Here is an 18,531-nt window from a genome sequence, read left to right on the forward strand (position 1 = left end):
CTGAATGACCGAATTCACCACACGCCCCGAGATCCTCGGCACATTCGGCGTCGTTACCTCGACGCACTGGATCGCATCGGCCGTGGGCATGGCGATCCTCGAAAAGGGAGGGAACGCCTTCGACGCCGCCGTCGCCACCGGTTTCGTTCTGCAGATCGTCGAACCGCATCTCTGCGGCCCCGGCGGCGACATGCCCGCCGTGTTCTATTCGAAGAAGACGGACAAGGTCGAAGTCATCTGCGCGCAGGGTCCGGCTCCGAGCGGGGCGACGATTGACCATTATACCTCGGAAGGGCTGAAGCTGATCCCCGGTGACGGGCTGCTCGCCACCGTCATTCCCGGCGCCTTCGACGGCTGGATGCTGATGCTGCGCGACTATGGCACGATGAGCGTGCGCGAGGTGCTGGAACCCGCCATCTATTATGCCGACCATGGGCACCCGACGCTGCCGCGCGTCTCCGCCACCATCAAGGGACTGGCGGAGTTCTTCGAGAAGGAATGGCCGACATCCCATGAGACCTGGCTGCCGGGTGGTGCCGCACCCGAGCCGCACGCCAATTTCAGGAACCCGGTTCTCGCCGCAACCTATCAGCGGATCGTCTCCGAGGCGGAAGCGCGCTCCGGCCGCGAAAACCAGATCGAGGCGGCACGTGATGCCTTTTACCGGGGTTTCGTTGCGGAAGCCATCGACAGTTACGTCAGGACCGCGGAGGTGATGGATGCCAGCGGCGCGAAACACAAGGGCGTGCTGACGGCGCAGGATATGGCGGACTGGTGCGCGACCGTGGAAGCGCCGCAGACGTTCGACTATCACGACTGGACGATTGCCAAGACGCCGGCCTGGGGGCAGGGTCCGGTTCTGCTGCAGTCGCTCGCCCTACTGAAGGGTTTCGACATTGCGGCGATGGACCCGTCCGGTCCCGATTTCATCCATACCGTCGTCGAAGCCATGAAGCTCGCCTTCGCCGACCGGGAGGTCTATTACGGCGATCCGGAATTCGGCCAGATTCCGACGGAATATCTTCTTTCCGAGGGCTATAATGCCGGGCGTCGCAAATTGATCGGCAGCGAGGCATCGCTCGAGCTGCGCCCCGGCACGGTGCCGGGCTATGAAAAACAGGTGGATGCCACCATGGCGATGCTGGCCGAGATGAGCGGCACCGGGGCCGTCTACGAGCCGACCATGTCGCATCTGACGGAAAAGCGCGGTGATACGGTGCATATCGATGTCATCGACCGCTGGGGCAACATGGTTTCCACCACACCGTCGGGCGGCTGGCTGCAATCCTCGCCCATCGTTCCCGGCCTCGGCTTCGCGCTCAATTCCCGCGCCCAGATGTTCTGGCTGAAGGAGGGCCTGCCGACCTCGCTCGCGCCGGGCAAACGCCCGCGCACCACGCTGACGCCATCGCTTGCGCTGCATCAGGGGCGTCCATCCATGGTCTTCGGCACGCCGGGCGGCGACCAGCAGGACCAATGGCAGCTGCCTTTCTTCCTGCGTTATGCCCATCACGGCAAGAACCTGCAGGCGGCCATCGACATGCCTTTGTTCCACACCTCGCATTTTCCCGGTTCGTTTTATCCGCGTACCAGCTCGCCGGGCGAGATCATGGTGGAAGCTACGGTGGGAGATGCAACGCTTGAGGCGCTTCGCCGCCGTGGCCACCGCGTCACGGTTGCCGATGCCTGGTCGGTCGGGCGGCTTACCGCTGCGCGCCGCGATGCCGACGGTCTGCTGCGCGCCGCCGCGACACCGCGATTGATGCAGGCCTATGCCGTGGGGAGATGACATCATGACACCAGCACCTGTCCTGTCCGTTCGCAACCTGACCACGTCCTTTCTTGTCGATGGCGCGTGGAAAAGCGTTGTGCGCAATGTCTCCTTCGATGTCGCGCCGGGTGAAACCGTCGCCATTGTCGGTGAGTCCGGTTCCGGTAAATCCGTCACGTCCCTGTCGCTGATGCGCCTCCTTGCCCCGGCTTCCAGCCGTATCGAAGGTGAGGTTCTGCTGAACGGGCGCAATCTTCTTGCACTCTCCGAAAGGGAGATGCGGGGCGTGCGTGGCAATGATGTTTCGATGATCTTTCAGGAGCCGATGACGTCGCTCAATCCGATCTTCACGATCGGTCGCCAGATCTCCGAAGTCCTCATCAGGCACAAGGGCCTTTCGAAGCAGCAGGCAAGGGCAGAGACGATCCGACTGCTGGAAAAGGTCCGTATTCCCAATGCCGGCAGTCGTTTCGACGAATATCCGCACCAGTTTTCCGGTGGCATGCGCCAGCGCGTGATGATCGCCATGGCGCTCGCCTCCCGGCCGAAACTGCTGATCGCCGACGAACCGACAACCGCGCTCGACGTCACCATTCAGGGCCAGATCCTCGACCTGATCAAGCTGCTTCAAGAAGAGGAGGGCATGTCCGTCCTCTTCATCACCCATGATATGGGCGTGGTGGCGGAGATCGCCGACCGCACCATCGTCATGTTCCGGGGCGACGAGGTTGAGACCGGGCCGACGGAGGATATATTTGAGCGCGGCAAGCACCCCTATACGCGTGCTTTGCTTTCGGCGGTGCCGAGGCTCGGCTCGATGAAGGACCGGCAATGGCCGACGCGCTTTCCGGTTCTCGACATCAAGACCGGCCTGTCGACAGAACCGGTGCAGGTGGCGGAAACGGTTGCGAGCGGACAGACGCCGGTTCTGGCGGTCAAGAACCTCGTGACGCGTTTTCCCATCCGCTCCGGGCTGCTGGCGCGCCAGACGGGCGCGGTTCATGCGGTCGAAAACGTTTCTTTCGATCTCTTTCAGGGCGAGACTTTGTCGCTCGTCGGTGAATCGGGCTGCGGGAAATCCACCACCGGGCGCTCTATCATGCGTCTTGTGGAACCGTCGTCCGGCGACGTGTCGCTCGACGGTTATGATGTGATGCGGCTCGATACGGTGGGGCTGCGCAATATGCGCAAGTCCGTCCAGATGATCTTTCAGGACCCTTTCTCGTCGCTCAATCCGCGCATGACGGTGGGGACCGCGATTTCCGAGCCCTTCATCAAGCACAAATTGGGCACTACGAAACAGGCAAAGGAAAAGACGGCCGATCTTCTGGAGAAGGTTGGTCTCACCGCCGATATGACGAGCCGCTACCCGCATGAATTCTCAGGCGGCCAGCGCCAGCGCATCGCAATCGCCCGTGCGCTCGCGCTTGATCCGAAGGTCATCGTCGCCGATGAAAGCGTGTCGGCGCTCGATGTCTCGATCAAGGCGCAGGTCTGCAACCTGTTGCTAGACCTTCAGCAGAGCCTCAATCTGGCTTTCCTGTTCATCTCCCACGATATGGCGGTTGTTGAGCGCGTCAGCCACCGCGTCGCGGTGATGTATCTCGGCGAGATCGTCGAAATCGGTCCGCGTGCGGCCGTCTTCGACAATCCGCAACATGCCTATACGAAGAAACTCATGGCGGCGGTGCCGGTGCCCGATCCGGCGCGGCGCGGGATAAGACGCGGCATATCCAATGACGAACTGAAAAGCCCGATCCGGCCGATGGGTTATGAGGTGCCACAGCGAAGCTACAGGACGGTTTCGCCGGGCCATTTTGTTCAGGTGGCGTGAGGCGGCTCTTCTGTTTGTGAACCGTGCTTAACGCCCATTGTTAAAAGTGGTTCCGGCGCCGGCGGGAAATAAAATGTTCGCTTCCGCGTCTGTCATATTCTAATTTGCCCGACAAATAAGCTGCCTACCGGGAATATTATTACTGTGACCAATTTTTCGCCGTTCGCTCAGCGAAGCCTTCTCATGCTCGCTGTTGGTGTCGCCATCCTGACCGGAATGGTCGCCATGTCGTTATGGCTGGTGCAGGTGAATAACCGGTACTCTCAGGAAACAGCCGAACTGCGCCGCGTGCGCGCGGCCATCCTCGATGTGCTGACCTCGATGCAGGACATCGAAACCGGTCAGAGAGGTTATCTGCTCACCAATAATGTCGAGTATCTGGGGCCATATGAGGAGGCTTTGGGCCGCCTGCCGGAACGGCGCTCCAGGCTTCTCGATCTATTGAAGGATCGCGATCAATATCGGCAGCCTCTGTCAGATATGGCAGTCGCGATTGACAACAAGCTGGCCGAAACCCGCGAAACCATCGATCTGCAAAAGGCGGGGCGCATCACCGAGGCGGTCGAGATCGTCCGTGAGAATGACGGCAAACGTTTCATGAATGAAATCAGAACGGTGCTGTCGAAGCTGCAATCGGACACGGATGATCGGTTGCGCGTCATCGTCGGCGATCAACTCGAGGCCGCCAACAGGCTGCAATTGGTGACGATCGGCGGTGCCTTCGCCATTATGATCGTCGTCGGCGGTTCGATCCTGCTGGTCTTTACCTATATCCGCGCCCTGAACCGCTCCCGGGAGGATGTGGACGAGCTCAATCGCCATCTTGAGGAACGTGTGGAAGAAAGAACGCGCGACCTTCGCCGCGCCAATCAGGAAATCCAGCGCTTCGCCTATATCGTCACGCATGATCTGCGGGCGCCGCTCGTTAATATCATGGGGTTTCTCGCCGAATTCGATACGTCGCTGAAGCCGGTCTCGGCCTATGTTCTCGCCGATGGCAAGACGCCGCCGGAAGACGTCATCCGCGAAGCGCGGCTGGCCGTCGAGGAGGATATTCCCGAGGCAATCGGCTTCATCCGCTCCTCGACACGTAAAATGGACCAGCTGATCAATGCGATCCTGAAGATATCCAGGGATGGCCAGCGGAAGCTGCAACCGGAAAAGGTCGATATAGAAACATTGCTGTCGTCGCTTTCCGAGACGGTTCGTCACCAGGTCACTGCCAATGGCGGCGAGATCAATGTCGATAGCTCAAAATTGACCGTCTATACGGATCGTATCTCCCTCGACCAGATCCTCGGCAATCTCTTCGACAATGCGGTGAAATACCAGATGCCGGGACGCCCGCTCAGATTGACCGCACACGCCTATCCGGCCGGACGCGGCGCCATTTCAATCGCGGTCAGCGACAATGGCCGCGGCATTGGCGAGCAGGATCTGGAGCGCATATTCGAGCTCTTCCGCCGCGCCGGCAATCAGGATCAGCCCGGGGAAGGAATTGGCCTTGCTCATGTTCGTTCGCTAATCAGAAATTTAGGAGGTGACATTAGGGTGGAGTCCGAGCTTGGCAAAGGAAGCACATTCACGCTGCTCCTGCCGAGCGACCTCAGAAAAGTGACGAAAGAAGGCGAACAATGAAGGCAACCGGTCAAGAGGTGACGATCGTGATGATCGAGGATGACGAGGGTCATGCTCGTCTGATCGAAAAAAACGTGCGTCGTGCGGGTGTGAACAATGAGATCGTGCCCTTTACGCTGGGTGCAAAGGCGCTTGATTTCATCCTTGGCGAAAGCCGGGATGGCCTTGTCAGCAAGGATCGTTATCTTCTCGTCCTGCTCGATCTCAATCTTCCCGATATGTCGGGTATCCGCATTCTCGAGCAGATCAAAAGCAACGAACATACACGCCGTTTGCCGGTCGTCGTGCTGACGACGACGGATGACGAAACCGAAATCCAGAAATGTTATGACCTTGGCGCAAATGTCTATATAACGAAGCCGGTCGACTACGAAGGTTTCGCCAACGCGATCAAGAACCTCGGCCTGTTTTTCTCTGTGATTCAGATACCTTGAAGGCATGATGGATTTGCGCGTTTTGTATGTTGATGATGATCCAGCGCTGGCGCGGCTTTCCAGCCGTGTCCTTGGTCGTCATGGAATGGAGGTGGTGCATGCCGCCTCCGTCGCCTCGGGGCTCGAGCTGTTTCAAAACGAGCAATTCGATGTGGTCGTCCTCGATCACTATTTTCAGATGTCGACGGGAATGGAATTTCTGGCGGCGATCCAGTCGTTACCGGGGCGCGTTCCCGTGCTTTACGTTACGGGATCGAACGAAGCCCAGATTGCGATCGATGCCCTCAAGGCGGGGGCTGCCGACTTCGTCATAAAGAATGTCGGCGACGACTTTTTCCCGCTATTGCGCACCGCCATCAATCAGGCCCTGGAAAACCATCGCCTGCGCCAGACCAAGGAGGAATCCGACCGTTTGCTGGTAAAGGCGAAGGAACACGCGGAAATGATGGTCAAGGAAATGAACCATCGGGTCGCCAACAGCCTTTCGCTGGTCTCTGCGATGATCAGGCTGCAGATCAACACCGTGAAATCGCCGGAAGCCGAGGTCGCCCTGCTGGAAACCCAGAGCAGGATTTCCGCGATCGCCGGCGTTCATCGCAGCCTCTACAATACCGATAATGTCGGCCTGGTGTCGCTCAATTCCTACCTGACGTCGATCATCAGCGACCTGTTTCAGGCCGTTCCCGGTTCGTCCTCCGTCACGGTGGAAACGTCGCTTTGCGACGTCAGTCTTAAAGCGGATCACGCGGTGGCGCTCGGCGTCATCATCACCGAGCTTCTGACCAATGCGCTGAAATATGCCTATCCCGATCAGTCCGGCACAGTTCGCGTCCGGCTTTCGGAAGAGGACCAGCAATTTGCTCTTGTTGTTGAAGACGACGGTATCGGCTCGAAGCCCGAGGCAACGCCCCGCGGAACGGGCCTCGGTACAAAGCTGATCATGGCGATGGCCCAGAATATTGGCGCGCGTGTCGAACAGACGCATACGCACCCGGAGCTGGGCAAGGGCACGCGATACGTGATGACGTGGAATGAAAAGCAGTAAGCAGGGCGTGCATGTCTGCTCCTGAATGATTTGTTCTGCTCGGGGCCGTTCCACACCTTCAGCCACAATCGTTGCGACGGCTGATTTCTCTGTTTTCGTGTTCAGGGCGTTCAGCTATTCGCTGCGAAAACTCGCCCAAAATGGCCATAATTGCGGCTCTGTTGCCACGAAAACACCTCGTTTCATTCACCTGCAGTTCACGGGCAATGGCGCTAAATCACCCCATCCCACAAGGAGGGAAATGAGATGCGCAAGATGATTTTTAGCGCTGGAATAATTCTTAGCGCTTTGTTCGGCAGCGGCGCGAACGCCATGCCCATCGGTCAACCGTCCGCACCCGCGACATCGAATGTTCAAACCGTCGACTATGCCTGTGGACGCGGTTTTCATCTGTCGCCGCGTGGATATTGCCGGCCAAACGGACCGCCACGCTATGAGCGCGGCTGGGACCGGCGTGATCGCTGGGAGGGCCGCCGCGAGTGGCGCGAGCGTCAGGCACGCAGAGAATGGCGTGAGCGGCGAGACTGGCGGGAACACCGCGAATGGCGAGACCGCCGCGACTATTATCGCTGGTAATCGGATCAGGCCCTCTCTTAACCGGGAGGGCCTTTCCTTTATGTCCCTTCCCGTAATGGACTGACCCAATCGCCGTCTTTGCATGATGACCCTTTGTCCTCGGTCGAATTGATTCGGCCTGAGGAAACCTGCGCCGCAGTTGCGGGTTAACCCATGTGGCTGTCATTCAAAGGAGGAAAACATGAACATCACCAGACGTACAATTCTCGCGGGCGGCGCTGTGGCCGCTGCCGCAACGATTTTCCCCAGGCCGCACGTGGCGCGTGCCGCCCTGCCATTGAAACAGCCGTCCCTTCCGTTTGCGGAGGCAGATCTGGCGCCGGTCATTTCGGCAAAAACGGTCGGCCTGCATTACGGAAAACATCACAAGGGCTATTACGACAAGCTGAATACGCTTGCAGCCAATACTCGCTATGCCGACATGGAGCTTGTCGATATCCTCAGGGAGGCGGCCAAGTCCAAAGAGGCGGCGGATGTCAAGATTTTCAACAATGCCGCGCAGGCCTGGAACCACGTCGCCTATTGGGATCAGTTCGTTCCGGGTGGGCCGAACCGGCCGACGGGTGAGCTTGCGACCCGTGTGAACGAGACCTTTGGCGATTATGAAGGATTTATCAAACGCGCAGTGGATGTTTCCGACACCGTGTTCGGGACAGGCTGGGTCTGGTTGACTCGCGACGACGCCGATAAACTCGCACTCATTGGTTACGAGGACGGCAATAACCCGGTCGCCGTCGGTCGACCGGCCTATCTCGGCATCGATATATGGGAGCATGCCTATTACCTCGATTATGAGAACCGCAAACCCGAGCATATCCGCGCCGTGCTCGACAGGCTGGTCAACTGGCGGGTCGTTGAAGAACGCATGAGCGCTTAAGACGTCACGTCCTCTTGTTTCCCGCAGCAAGGCCAACGGGTTGCCCTCAGGTTCATTTGAGCTACTATGCCCGGCATGGCGGGGAGGCCATGTTTACAGGAGGGTTCATGAATTACCGGTCTTCGAAACGGCGCATGTTGTTGAAATTTGCCGCCACGGCGGTTTCTTTTGGCATGCTGGGAATGACGGCAAGCGCACAGGGCTTTCCCGATCGAACCATTACGCTGGTCGTTCCTTTCGCGGCAGGCGGCTCCACCGATGTGGTGGCGCGGGTCATCGCGCAGAAGATGGGCGATGAGCTTGGCCATCAGATCGTCGTTGAAAATGTCGCCGGCGCCGGCGGCAATCTCGGGGCCGACCGCGTCGCCCGGGCCGAGCCCGACGGCTATACCATCCTGATGGGCACGGTTGCCACGCATGCGCTCAACCCGCTCATTCTCAAGACGAAACCTTACGATCCGCAAAAGGATTTCGCGCCGGTCTCGCTGCTGGTGGTGGTGCCGAATGTGCTGGTGGTCAATCCCAAGCTGAACGTCAACAGCGTCGCGGAACTGATCGCGCTTCTGAAGGCCGAACCGGATAAATATGCCTATGCCTCTTCCGGCAACGGCACGCCGCTGCATCTTTCCGGCGAATTGTTCAAGAGCATGGCTGGTGTCAGCATGCAGCATGTTCCCTATAAGGGGGCAGGCCCGGCGCTCAACGATCTGCTCGGCAACCAGATTTCGATCATGTTCGACAATCTGCCGTCGTCATCCGGCCACATCAAGTCCGGCACATTGAAGGCGCTTGGTGTCACCACCGCCGAGCGGGCCTCATCCTTCCCGGATCTGCCGACCATTGCCGAGACCGTGCCGGGTTATGAAACCTACACATGGAACGCACTCTTTGCGCCTGCCGGCACGCCGGCCGAGGTGGTCGATACGCTGAATGCCGCCGCCAAAAAGGCGCTTGCCGATCCGGCTGTCGCCGCGCGCATGGCGGAGTTCAGCGCCAGGATCGTCGCTTCGTCGCCCGAGGAGCTGAAAAACCACGTCGCGGCCGAAATCGCCAAGTGGGAACCCGTCGTCAAGAATGCCAATGTGCAGATGGACTGATCGGGAGCGATCGGCAGGGTCCTGTTCTCTTGTCGCGTAGCCCACCCGGGATGCGCGACATAAGCTATTGATTGCAGAAAAACGTGGCCGAAGCCGTCATTGGCATCGGCCACGGTTGTATTTAGCGCCAAGGCCGATGTGTCGTTTCCGCATCACTTGCCATAAGGTTGCAAAATCCCGCTTGGCAAAAACGAGCGGCTCCGCTACAAAAAACATCACCGCGTCAGATCGAACAAAGGGAGGCGTTGCATGACACCAGCATTCACCGAAATCCTCCCGCAGGGAATGACCCGACACTAGGTCATATCCATTCGCGGCCCGCCCCGCGCAAGCGCCATGCGGTTCTGTTTCCCTTCATAGCCCGATTGATCTGACGGGATCATATCGTTTCCCGCCCGGGCTGTGCCATCCAACTTCCGTTTTTGAGGACCGGTTGCCGACCCTTTGGCGCCGTGCTGGTTTAAATGTCTCGCAAGAAGCTCGATTTCCGCGCCGATGCCTATCGCCATGTGCTCGGCTTTGTTTTTCATCATTGGAGCCACCGAAAGGCGCTGGTGGGTTTCATCATCGTGCTGGTCGTCGCCAGCACGCTGGCCGAAGTCATGGTGCCGGTTTTCTCCGGCCAGATCGTTGATGCCATCGCCGGCGGCAACGGGGCTGACAAGGCTTTGCGCGCCTTCGTCATCGTGGTGGCGCTGGGCCTTACCAGCGTGGCGCTGCGCTGGTTCATCTTCAACGGCATCATCAGGCTCACCCTGAAAATCATGGCTGATGTCACCAATAATGGCTTCCACAGGGTGCAGCGTTTCTCCACGGACTGGCATGCCAACAGCTTTGCCGGTTCCACGGTCCGCAAGATCACCCGCGGCATGTGGGCGCTGGATTCCCTCAATGACCTGCTGCTCATCGCGCTGCTGCCGTCCATCACCATGCTGCTGGGCGCCACCATCGTGCTGGGCAGCTACTGGCCGGTCATGGGCCTCATCGTGGGTGCCGGTTCGCTGATCTATATCGGCGTCACCGTGTTGCTCTCCATGGGCTTCGTCTCTCCGGCGGCAAGGCTTGCCAATGCCTGGGATACCAAGCTCGGCGGCGCGCTGGCGGATGCCGTCAGCTGCAATTCGGTGGTCAAAGCCTTCGGTGCCGAAAACCGTGAGGAAACCCGGCTGGGCCATGTACTGGCCAAATGGGACAACCGCACGCGCCGGACCTGGCGCCGAGGCACGCTGAGCGGCACCATTCAGGGCTTCATGATGGTCTCCATGCAGGCGGGCATTCTGGGCACGGGCCTTGTCATGTGGCAAAAGGGACTGGCCACGCCGGGCGATATCACCTTCGTGCTGGCCATGTTCTTTGTGTTGCAGGGATATCTGCGCAATGTCGGTCAGGATATCCGCAACCTGCAACGCGCCGTCAACGACATGGAGGAGCTGGTGCTGCTCGACAAGATGGCGCTTGGCGTCGAAGACAGGCCGGAGGCCAGGCGCATCAATATCGGCAAGGGCGAGATCGTCTTCGATAACGTCACTTTTCAATATGGCGCTCATCCCACCCCGCTTTATGAGGACTTCTCGGTCACCATCAAGCCGGGTGAGCGTGTGGGGCTGGTCGGCCATTCCGGCTCGGGCAAGACAACCTTCGTCAAGCTCATCCAGCGGCTTTACGACATCAAGTCGGGCGCGATCCGCATCGACGGCCAGAATATCGCCGGCGTCACGCAATCGAGCCTGCGTGGCCAGATCGCCATCGTGCAGCAGGAGCCCATCCTGTTCCACCGCACGCTGGCGGAAAACATCGCCTATGGCCGGCCAAACGCCTCGCGGCGCGAAATCGAGCAGGCGGCGAAACAGGCGAGCGCCCATGAGTTCATCATGTCCCTGCCCAAGGGTTATGAAACCATGGTGGGCGAACGCGGCGTCAAGCTCTCGGGCGGGGAACGCCAGCGCGTCGCCATTGCCCGCGCATTCCTTGCGGATGCGCCGGTGCTGATCCTGGACGAGGCAACCTCAAGCCTCGACAGTGAAAGCGAAGTGCAGATCCAGCAGGCCATGGAACGCCTGATGGAAGGCCGCACCACGCTCGTCATCGCCCACCGCCTCTCCACGGTCAGGGCGCTGGACCGGCTGCTGGTCTTCGACAAGGGCAATATTGTCGAAGAGGGCGACCACCAGGCGCTGATCCGGCTGAATGACGGCATCTATCGCCGGCTGTTCGAGCGGCAGGCGCTGGAGCTGACGAAGGGGCTGGTGGCTTAAGAAACGCTATGCCGGAAGGGTTGAGGATCGCTTGCCTGTGGTATCGATCTTGCCGGCATGGGGCTGCTCTTCTCGGCGGTGACATTGCGCTTGGCTCGTCTGTGTTCCAGATCAGCCAGCCTGTGTCACGCGACGCGTCCCAGGGATGGGGAAGGTCAAACGGTGAGGTGGATCGGCGCCTGTTCGACGATCGGACCTCGCAACGGCTTGGCCTTCCTCGCTTTTTGCGGTAACCAGACGGAATGATAAAAGCATCGAGTATCACCTGCATCTAGCTCCCGCCGCAGCGCGAGGAGCATCGGGCGAGAAGCCGGCCGGCTTCGCGCTCGGCGTCTGCTTGCCTGAAGGCAAGCGAAAGCGAACACATGCAGTGAGATTACCTCAATGGAAAATTATTTCGAAAGCCCGTTCCGGGGCATCACGCTTGACAAGCAGGTAAAGAACCCGAACCTCGTGGTCGGGAAATACAGCTATTATTCAGGCTATTATCATGGCCACAGCTTCGAGGATTGCGCTCGTTATCTGCTATCTGATGACGGTGCGGATAAGCTGATAATCGGCAGCTTCTGCTCGATTGGTTCGGGTGCCGCCTTCATCATGGCGGGCAATCAGGGTCATCGCAATGAGTGGATCAGCACCTTCCCGTTCTTCTTCATGCCCGAAGTGCCGGAATTTGAGAATGCTGAGAACGGCTATCTGCCGGCTGGCGATACCGTCATCGGCAATGATGTCTGGATAGGTTCGGAAGCGATCATCATGCCCGGCATCAAGATCGGTGATGGCGCTGTCATCGGAACACGAGCGCTGGTGACGAAGGATGTCGAACCTTACGCCATCGTCGGCGGCAACCCCGCCAGAACCATCCGCAAGCGGTTTGATGACGATAGTGTCGGTCTTCTGTTGGAGATGAAATGGTGGGAGTGGCCGGCAGAAAAGCTCAAAGCCGCAATGCCGCTAATGACCAGTAGCAATGTCGCAGAGCTTCATCGCTTCTGGCAATCGGACATTCTGTAAAGCTGAAGCTGCTGGCCCGTCTGATCAGGGCGGGCCAGCATCCCGTGCCCGTGGATTTTAATTATCCACCCCCCAAAGTTCCGGGTTCCGTTTGAAGTATTCCGCCAGCATTTCGGTAAGCACCCGCACTTTGCGGGTGGGATGTTGGCTCGGCGGGCGCACGACATATGTGGCCCCCGGAGGGACCGGATAACGTGTCATGATCGGAACCAGTTCGCCGGAGGCCACATAGGCATGCGTGATGCAATCGGGCAGCCAGGCTATGCCGAGACCTGCTGCCGCCGCCGCGGCAAGCGCCGTGGCGCTGTCGGCCTTGAACCTGCCCTGTGGCTGCACCGTGACGATCCTGTCGCCATCCATGAACTGCCAGGGTTCCGTTCCCTGCATGAGGGCCTGATGGTTAGCGATTTGCTCTACCGTCTCAGGGGAACCATGGGCTTCGATATAAGCCGGGCTGGCGACAAGCTTTCCGTTGATCGGCCCGACGCGCTTCGCGATCAGATTTGAGTCCTGGAGGTAGGCGCTCCTAATCGCGCAATCAAAACCTTCTGCGATGAGATCGACGAAACGATCGCTGTAAGAGGTATGGATGTGAAGCTGCGGGTGCTGGCGCGCCATTTCTGCAAGCACGGGGGCGAAATGGCTCGGGCCGAAAGTCAGCGGCATTGAAACCCTCAAACGGCCGCGCAATTCACCAGTGGGGAGGATCGTTTCCCTGGCCGTATCTATCTCGGCGCTTGCCCGGGCCGCGTGTTCCCTGAAGGTGATACCCGCCTCCGTAAGTGCGGCGCCACGGGTCGTTCGCGCAAGCAGCTGAACGCCAAGGTCCGCTTCAACCCGCAGCAACCGCCGACTGACGATTGATTTGGAGACGCCGAGCCGGCGCGCAGCGGCCGAGACGCCCCCGGCATCGGCCACGGCGACGAATGTCCGGAGATCTTCGATGTCCATTCTGGCGTTCCTCATTTCGCGACGCAGCTCGCCAGATTATGGCACTATCGCACCATTAAAAGGAACAGCAAATTGCTTCCAGGCAACGTCGCCCGCTGACGCATGTCTCTCTTGAACCCATCGCCGCGCATGGCGGCAGAGAAAGGAAGTCTTGATGACCCTTCGTAACGGCCTCGATTCTCTTCTTCGTCCCGAAGATTCGGTCCTCGTTCTGATCGACCATCAGCCCTACCAACTAGCAAATCTCAACAGCCACGATCCGCAAGCTGTGGTCAACAACACGACCGCGCTGGCGAAGCTGGCCAAAGCTTTCAATGTTCCGACCATTCTCACCAGCGTGATCGCGGCACGCGGTGGACTTCTATTCAAGCAGATCACCGACGTATTTCCGGGCCAGGAAGTTATCGATCGCACCTGGGTGAACACCTGGCAGGACGAAAATGTGGTGAATGTCGTCAAGGCTACCGGCCGCAAGCAACTGATCATCGCCGGCCTTTGGACCGAAGTTTGCGTCGCAATGCCCGTGATCCAGGCCGCAGGCGAGGGCTGGGACGTAACGGTCATCACCGACGCGTCGGGCGGGATTTCGAAGGAGTCTCACGAAGTTGCCGTCCAGCGGATGATCTCTGCCGGCGCGAACGTCATGACCGTTATGGCGCTGGCTGGCGAATGGCAACGCGATTGGGCGCGCACCGAGCATGTCGAGGAGCTAACCGAGATTCTCATCCAGCACTTCGCCGGCAGCGGCATCGCCTATCTTTGGGAACAGCAGCTTCTCAACACGCCGGTCGCTGGTTGATCCCAGCTGGCATTGTGAAATTTCGGTGAGGGGCGGAACGATCGTTTGCCGGCCTTCACCACATGGCCGTCGGCTCCATCTGCACAGGTCTTGATGCTAGCTCCTGTCCAGACCGGCAATTACTCTTCAAAGCCGCTCTGCGCTTCCGAGATCGTCTTGCAGGTCCCGCCATCCTTCTCGCCAACCATGCGCTTATCACGAATGACTGAACGTTTGGCGATGTCGATCTCCCACGCCACCGAGCCTTCATTCAGGCTCGCTTTACCACCGGCAAAGGTGCCTTTCTCCATTCTCTGGCTTCCAGAAGCCGGGACATAAACTCCAAATGTCCCGGCGGCTTCGTCGAGAACGAAATTGAACACCTGTGGTGTTCCCTTTGAACTTGCGAACTCGCAGCTAAGGTATGTTGGCGCGGCAAGGGCGCCTGAAACCGAAAAAAGCAGGGCCGCAACGGTAAATCCGGTTCCTGTGATGACTTTCAATTCCTGATCCTCATTCGTGTTTTCTCGCTAGACTAGAAATCGCGCCCTTCCGGCCACCGATCTTTAATGTTGCCTCACCACGCCCCACACCCAGAACCTCATGCGCGCCGCTGTGGCAATGATGGTAGTCAAACACACCATTGCGCCAGGCGCCGCTCCAACCGTTTCGGGAAAACATTACTTCGAATGAGGTGGAGTCGAGCCGCGAGTTCGTTTGCCAATAGATGATAACAGGGAAGGTCTGGTTGTTGGGAATCTGATCGCTTGGATTGAAGATGATTTTTTCGACGTTCATATTACTGCCCCTCGCGCATCTGGCCGTTGTAGCTGTAGTTTCAGACCCGCGTGACGAGTCTAGCCAACTATTTTCGCCGCATCACGGGCGCTGACTTCGCGAAAACTGTCCTTCTTAGTTTTGTGCGGCTATAGCGCGATGACCATCAACGCAGAAAGCTGTAGAAGTTTAGTTCTCGTAGTCAATAAGGTGAGAAACAAAAGCGATGGTTGCTAGACTTCTAGATGAGATCGCCACTAATCCCCCAAAGGAAATCATAGCTCTGATAAAGCTTATCGGGTTAGCCGCACAGGACGCTCCTTATCGCGAATTTCTTAATAGTAACTCGACCACTTTGGCAGACTTCGATACACGTAAATCACTGCTTGAGATGGGATATTTCGACACGCAAGACTTCCTCCATTTTGTGCATGCTTGTGGGGACGGCGAGGGAACAAGCACTTCAGCCTTGATGCCTTTATTTCGGCGTCTGATTGAGTGGGGACTTGTCGTAGATCAGTCCATGTTCGGCGGCCGTGCTTTGATAAGTCACACTTGGAACAAGGCTAGAATCGCGTTGTTCGTGACACTGCGAATTGTCGACAATATTCTCCTCGGACCCAGCTATGTCGCGCGTAAGTATCGTGGAAGTGTCCCAGCTTTATACGTTCGTCGAGGGGGCGATGAATTTACAGGCACCGGATTTATTGCAACCAATAGGGGCGATGGTGGAAAATGCGTTATCGTTACTGCAAAACATAACGTCGATCCCAATGATAACATCATATTCGTTGGGCTGAATCAGCCTGATGGAAGCATTTTAAAACCGATCAATGGGGAATGGATTTTGCATCCGAAACTTGATTTGGCACTTCTGGAGGTTGAATGCGATGACACTGTCGCACCAATTTTCCCAATAGGCAGTCCATCGGTACTCACGCGAACCATTACTCTCGGCTATCCGGGTATAGCTACAACGGACTCGTCTTACCTTTTGGCCCATGGCGGCGAATTAAACGCCGTCGTCAATACTTACCACGGCGAGGATCGGTTAATCATTTCAAACTTGGTCGCACCAGGAAACAGCGGTGGACCTGTCTTGGACGAAGCGGGGCTGTGTTTGGGAGTTGTAGTCAATTCATTTGAGACCCAACACGAAGGTGGAACAGAAAAGGCGAGCTCTGCCATACCAGCCAGACACGTTTTGGATTTTATCGGTCCCTATTGCCATTGAGTAGCCTTACCGTAACCTTTTGAGGCCGAAAGCGGCCTGATCAGCGCATCAGGCGGCGTCTGCGCTGTCTCTCTTCGGGCCGCCGGCGATTCCTACGGTCTATCTCGAGATGATGCGTGTGCATTTCTTCGTTTTCTTCGGTAGTAGGAGGACGATCGGGGCTGTAGAAGTCGTAGGAAATGCCACGGTAGCGGCGGCCCATCATCGACGCCCACTCGGCCTGGAACCTGTCGAGGGCAGCGCCGTCCCTGCGATCCCGCTTCTCGTTCTTGTAATCTCGGTCCCAAGGCTTGTGCCCATACTCGCTGAACGCGTCGGACCTGCCACCCTCATAGCCAATCATAATCTCCCCACCCATGTGGATATGCCGTGGGTCAGGCATGAACAGATAGCCGTCGCCAAGTTTCCGCCAGTGCGGGTTCTTTAGTTGCCTTTCGGGATACAGCCACTCCTTCTCTGCTGCGGCCACGTATCGGTATGCGCGCTGCTTGGTGACCCAGTTGATCTCGAGAACTTCCTGCTCGGAAAGCATTCGATCCGTCTGGATGGCAAGGAAGTTGAAGATGGTGTGCCGAAAGAACTCTGGATTCGGTCGGAACGCTAAAGCATTTTGGTACGGATTTCTCACCCATGATAGGTTGGTCAGGATGAGAACCCGATCCAGGGAGAGCGGGAAGTAGGTATGCGTCGCGTGGCACCGGATGTCGGGATCGTTGTGGTTCTGGCACCATTGCGACATGGGAAAGCACTCGCGGTTATACACCGTAACCGGGTGGTCGGATATGATGAACTTCGTGGGCGAGTCGGTCGCGTCCGCGATCTGCCATACGGATTCTGTCCATATCGCGCAGTATATGTTCTGCATGCGTTGGAGCTGCATCAACATAAGGTTTCGGTTCCCGGGCTGGGCCATGGCCTGCAGCGTGGCCATCCCCTTAGGTGTCCGAAGTTTCTGGACGCTCATGTAGGGAATAAACGTCTCCAGCATGCCGCCGTTGACGGACGGGTGTTTGAAGCCGCCGAAGTACTCAGTCGCCTTCTTGCCTTCGGAGTCCACGTTGCCGAAGAAGAACTGCTCGATCTCGGTGTTTACGATGCCGCCCCACTCGGTCGTATAGAGATCGTCTTGCGCGAAGCAGCGTTCAGGGCCCCAATGAAGAAGGCCACGGCGAGTGTACGTCACCCCGCCGCTGGTCCGTTTTTCCGGTTTTAGGTCAAGGTACCAGTATTTGTGCTGTCCCGGGAGCATGAATCGACGCTGATACCACTCGGGAACATAGTGGTTGTGGCGATATTGCTGATTCGGTTTGCCGTTCGACATGTGCGAATTATAACTGGGCGGGTGCTCTCGATCACCTATCAGTGATATTTTTCCCCAACAAGTAAAGCCCTAGCAGATATCAGGCGGATTCGTGGACTAAACGAATCCACCATTTAATATCCCAGATCCTAGCGGGGCGATGATGCCGAACTCAAAAGTTGTTTTGATTGTGCTGTCGTGGTTATGGCCTGTATATTTCGAGGTTAGTAATGTATTTTTTTTAATGCTTTAACGACTTTTCTCCCTACCCCTGTTTTTTTGTTTTATGGGAAGGACTTTTTTGTGTCCCCGTTCATCCCCACTCTTTTTGCCTGACCTATAATGCCCCTGTTCCGCGATGAACCGGGAAATGTTCCTGTTTTGATGCGGAGCCGGCGCCGATTGTGAGAGAAGACGTCGCTCTCATATTTCGGGGCCTGAAAGGGAAAGCCCTCTGGCAATGACCGGAGGTGAGATGGAATCTGGTTGGTGGTGAACCTTTCTATTTCTCCGAAATCCATTGGCTGAAGGGCAGTCTCTCTAACAGGCATAAACCGCTGAAGCGGGGCACTGATAAGTGTCATTCATTCCCATAGGCGGCAATTTTCAGTGCCCCGTTGAAATGCCCATCGAGCTGAAAGGCTGATGGAAAGAAGAGATGAAGTTCATAACACGGTCGCAAACGCGTCGCGTGATAGGAAAGGTGTGTTTGATGGGTCTTTACGAGATATACGTTCTTGCCGCTCGGGCGGATACTGCCTTGATGAGGAGAAAGCTGGCGCGATCTCTTTATGCCAGGACAAAGCTTCGAAATCGGCAGCTTAAGAAGCAATATTTACACAACCAAAAGGAGAATATGGATTCGTTGACGGATATGAGTAGGGTAGGCCAGATGCGATATGGGCGGCTTCCGTAAATATATATTTATATAATAACCAGCGCGCAAACAT

The 18,531-nt window shown here is 57.6% G+C and carries 16 protein-coding genes; 12 read left to right on the forward strand and 4 right to left on the reverse strand.

The genetic code is table 11. The annotated features are described in order from the left end of the window. Positions 1 to 4 precede the first annotated feature (4 nt). From AGR13A_RS24325 to catB, 10 genes are all read left to right on the forward strand, one after another. Complete coding sequence (locus tag AGR13A_RS24325; RefSeq protein ID WP_080840154.1) at positions 5 to 1,789, forward strand: gamma-glutamyltransferase family protein; 1,785 nt, start codon at positions 5 to 7, stop codon at positions 1,787 to 1,789. A gap of 4 nt (positions 1,790 to 1,793) precedes the next feature. Further along, the gene (locus AGR13A_RS24330) at positions 1,794 to 3,605 is read left to right on the forward strand and encodes an ABC transporter ATP-binding protein (protein WP_080840156.1); all 1,812 of its coding nucleotides are present in this window, start codon (positions 1,794 to 1,796) and stop codon (positions 3,603 to 3,605) included. Positions 3,606 to 3,788: 183 nt separating this feature from the next. Then, a complete protein-coding gene (locus AGR13A_RS24335) occupies positions 3,789 to 5,243 on the forward strand; it encodes a sensor histidine kinase (RefSeq protein ID WP_080840475.1) in 1,455 nt (484 codons plus the stop codon). Then, the gene (locus AGR13A_RS24340; protein ID WP_035224965.1) at positions 5,240 to 5,677 is read left to right on the forward strand and encodes a response regulator; all 438 of its coding nucleotides are present in this window, start codon (positions 5,240 to 5,242) and stop codon (positions 5,675 to 5,677) included. Before AGR13A_RS24335 ends, AGR13A_RS24340 begins: the two co-directional genes overlap by 4 nt. Positions 5,678 to 5,681: 4 nt before the next feature. Then, positions 5,682 to 6,722: a sensor histidine kinase gene (locus AGR13A_RS24345; protein ID WP_080840158.1), complete on the forward strand. Its 1,041-nt coding sequence runs from the start codon at positions 5,682 to 5,684 to the stop codon at positions 6,720 to 6,722. Positions 6,723 to 6,968: 246 nt separating this feature from the next. After that, the gene (locus tag AGR13A_RS24350) at positions 6,969 to 7,298 is read left to right on the forward strand and encodes a GCG_CRPN prefix-to-repeats domain-containing protein (RefSeq protein WP_080840161.1); all 330 of its coding nucleotides are present in this window, start codon (positions 6,969 to 6,971) and stop codon (positions 7,296 to 7,298) included. 181 nt (positions 7,299 to 7,479) lie between these two features. Next, complete coding sequence (locus AGR13A_RS24355) at positions 7,480 to 8,175, forward strand: superoxide dismutase (protein ID WP_080840163.1); 696 nt, start codon at positions 7,480 to 7,482, stop codon at positions 8,173 to 8,175. A gap of 134 nt (positions 8,176 to 8,309) precedes the next feature. Beyond that, positions 8,310 to 9,272, forward strand: coding sequence for a Bug family tripartite tricarboxylate transporter substrate binding protein (locus AGR13A_RS24360; protein WP_308400358.1), 963 nt, complete (start codon positions 8,310 to 8,312; stop codon positions 9,270 to 9,272). Positions 9,273 to 9,736: 464 nt separating this feature from the next. Continuing rightward, a complete protein-coding gene (locus tag AGR13A_RS24365; protein WP_080840167.1) occupies positions 9,737 to 11,527 on the forward strand; it encodes an ABC transporter ATP-binding protein in 1,791 nt (596 codons plus the stop codon). A 384-nt stretch (positions 11,528 to 11,911) separates the two neighbouring features. Continuing rightward, entirely contained in the window at positions 11,912 to 12,541 is a 630-nt protein-coding gene (catB, locus tag AGR13A_RS24370) for a type B chloramphenicol O-acetyltransferase (RefSeq protein WP_080840169.1), read from the forward strand. 57 nt (positions 12,542 to 12,598) lie between these two features. On the opposite strand, the gene AGR13A_RS24375 is transcribed toward catB, so the two are convergent. Beyond that, entirely contained in the window at positions 12,599 to 13,492 is an 894-nt protein-coding gene (locus AGR13A_RS24375; RefSeq protein WP_080840171.1) for a LysR family transcriptional regulator, read from the reverse strand. A 154-nt stretch (positions 13,493 to 13,646) separates the two neighbouring features. Between AGR13A_RS24375 and AGR13A_RS24380 the strand changes: the two genes are divergently transcribed. Next, positions 13,647 to 14,291 carry a hydrolase gene (locus tag AGR13A_RS24380; RefSeq protein ID WP_080840173.1) on the forward strand — a complete coding sequence of 215 codons (645 nt, stop codon included), beginning with the start codon at positions 13,647 to 13,649 and terminating at the stop codon, positions 14,289 to 14,291. Between the two features lie 119 nt (positions 14,292 to 14,410). Here the strand turns inward: AGR13A_RS24380 and AGR13A_RS24820 are convergent, their stop codons facing one another. Together AGR13A_RS24820 and AGR13A_RS24385 are read right to left on the reverse strand one after the other, a co-directional pair. After that, positions 14,411 to 14,773 (reverse strand): hypothetical protein, encoded by a 363-nt coding sequence (locus tag AGR13A_RS24820; RefSeq protein ID WP_139786127.1) that lies wholly within the window; start codon positions 14,771 to 14,773, stop codon positions 14,411 to 14,413. Positions 14,774 to 14,783: 10 nt separating this feature from the next. After that, entirely contained in the window at positions 14,784 to 15,068 is a 285-nt protein-coding gene (locus tag AGR13A_RS24385; RefSeq protein WP_308400346.1) for a hypothetical protein, read from the reverse strand. Positions 15,069 to 15,273: 205 nt separating this feature from the next. Between AGR13A_RS24385 and AGR13A_RS24390 the strand changes: the two genes are divergently transcribed. Next, a complete protein-coding gene (locus AGR13A_RS24390; protein ID WP_080840176.1) occupies positions 15,274 to 16,281 on the forward strand; it encodes a S1 family peptidase in 1,008 nt (335 codons plus the stop codon). A 40-nt stretch (positions 16,282 to 16,321) separates the two neighbouring features. Here AGR13A_RS24390 and AGR13A_RS24395 read toward each other — a convergent pair whose 3' ends face one another. Beyond that, a complete protein-coding gene (locus AGR13A_RS24395; protein WP_080840178.1) occupies positions 16,322 to 17,602 on the reverse strand; it encodes a DUF4238 domain-containing protein in 1,281 nt (426 codons plus the stop codon). Between the last annotated feature and the right edge of the window lie 929 nt (positions 17,603 to 18,531).

The organism is Agrobacterium genomosp. 13 str. CFBP 6927, from assembly GCA_900012615.1.
In the GTDB taxonomy this organism is placed as follows: Bacteria; Pseudomonadota; Alphaproteobacteria; order Rhizobiales; family Rhizobiaceae; genus Agrobacterium.

Excerpts from the sequence above, each read along its gene's own strand:
- AGR13A_RS24395 (WP_080840178.1), bottom strand. The coding sequence starts at position 17,602 with ATGTCGAACGGCAAACCGAATCAGCAATATCGCCACAACCACTATGTT.
- AGR13A_RS24385 (WP_308400346.1), bottom strand. The coding sequence starts at position 15,068 with ATGAACGTCGAAAAAATCATCTTCAATCCAAGCGATCAGATTCCCAAC.
- AGR13A_RS24360 (WP_308400358.1), top strand. The coding sequence starts at position 8,310 with ATGTTGTTGAAATTTGCCGCCACGGCGGTTTCTTTTGGCATGCTGGGA.
- AGR13A_RS24340 (WP_035224965.1), top strand. The coding sequence starts at position 5,240 with ATGAAGGCAACCGGTCAAGAGGTGACGATCGTGATGATCGAGGATGAC.
- AGR13A_RS24355 (WP_080840163.1), top strand. The coding sequence starts at position 7,480 with ATGAACATCACCAGACGTACAATTCTCGCGGGCGGCGCTGTGGCCGCT.
- AGR13A_RS24390 (WP_080840176.1), top strand. The coding sequence starts at position 15,274 with ATGGTTGCTAGACTTCTAGATGAGATCGCCACTAATCCCCCAAAGGAA.
- AGR13A_RS24350 (WP_080840161.1), top strand. The coding sequence starts at position 6,969 with ATGCGCAAGATGATTTTTAGCGCTGGAATAATTCTTAGCGCTTTGTTC.
- AGR13A_RS24335 (WP_080840475.1), top strand. The coding sequence starts at position 3,789 with ATGCTCGCTGTTGGTGTCGCCATCCTGACCGGAATGGTCGCCATGTCG.
- AGR13A_RS24375 (WP_080840171.1), bottom strand. The coding sequence starts at position 13,492 with ATGGACATCGAAGATCTCCGGACATTCGTCGCCGTGGCCGATGCCGGG.
- AGR13A_RS24380 (WP_080840173.1), top strand. The coding sequence starts at position 13,647 with ATGACCCTTCGTAACGGCCTCGATTCTCTTCTTCGTCCCGAAGATTCG.
- catB (WP_080840169.1), top strand. The coding sequence starts at position 11,912 with ATGGAAAATTATTTCGAAAGCCCGTTCCGGGGCATCACGCTTGACAAG.
- AGR13A_RS24365 (WP_080840167.1), top strand. The coding sequence starts at position 9,737 with ATGTCTCGCAAGAAGCTCGATTTCCGCGCCGATGCCTATCGCCATGTG.
- AGR13A_RS24330 (WP_080840156.1), top strand. The coding sequence starts at position 1,794 with ATGACACCAGCACCTGTCCTGTCCGTTCGCAACCTGACCACGTCCTTT.
- AGR13A_RS24345 (WP_080840158.1), top strand. The coding sequence starts at position 5,682 with ATGATGGATTTGCGCGTTTTGTATGTTGATGATGATCCAGCGCTGGCG.
- AGR13A_RS24325 (WP_080840154.1), top strand. The coding sequence starts at position 5 with ATGACCGAATTCACCACACGCCCCGAGATCCTCGGCACATTCGGCGTC.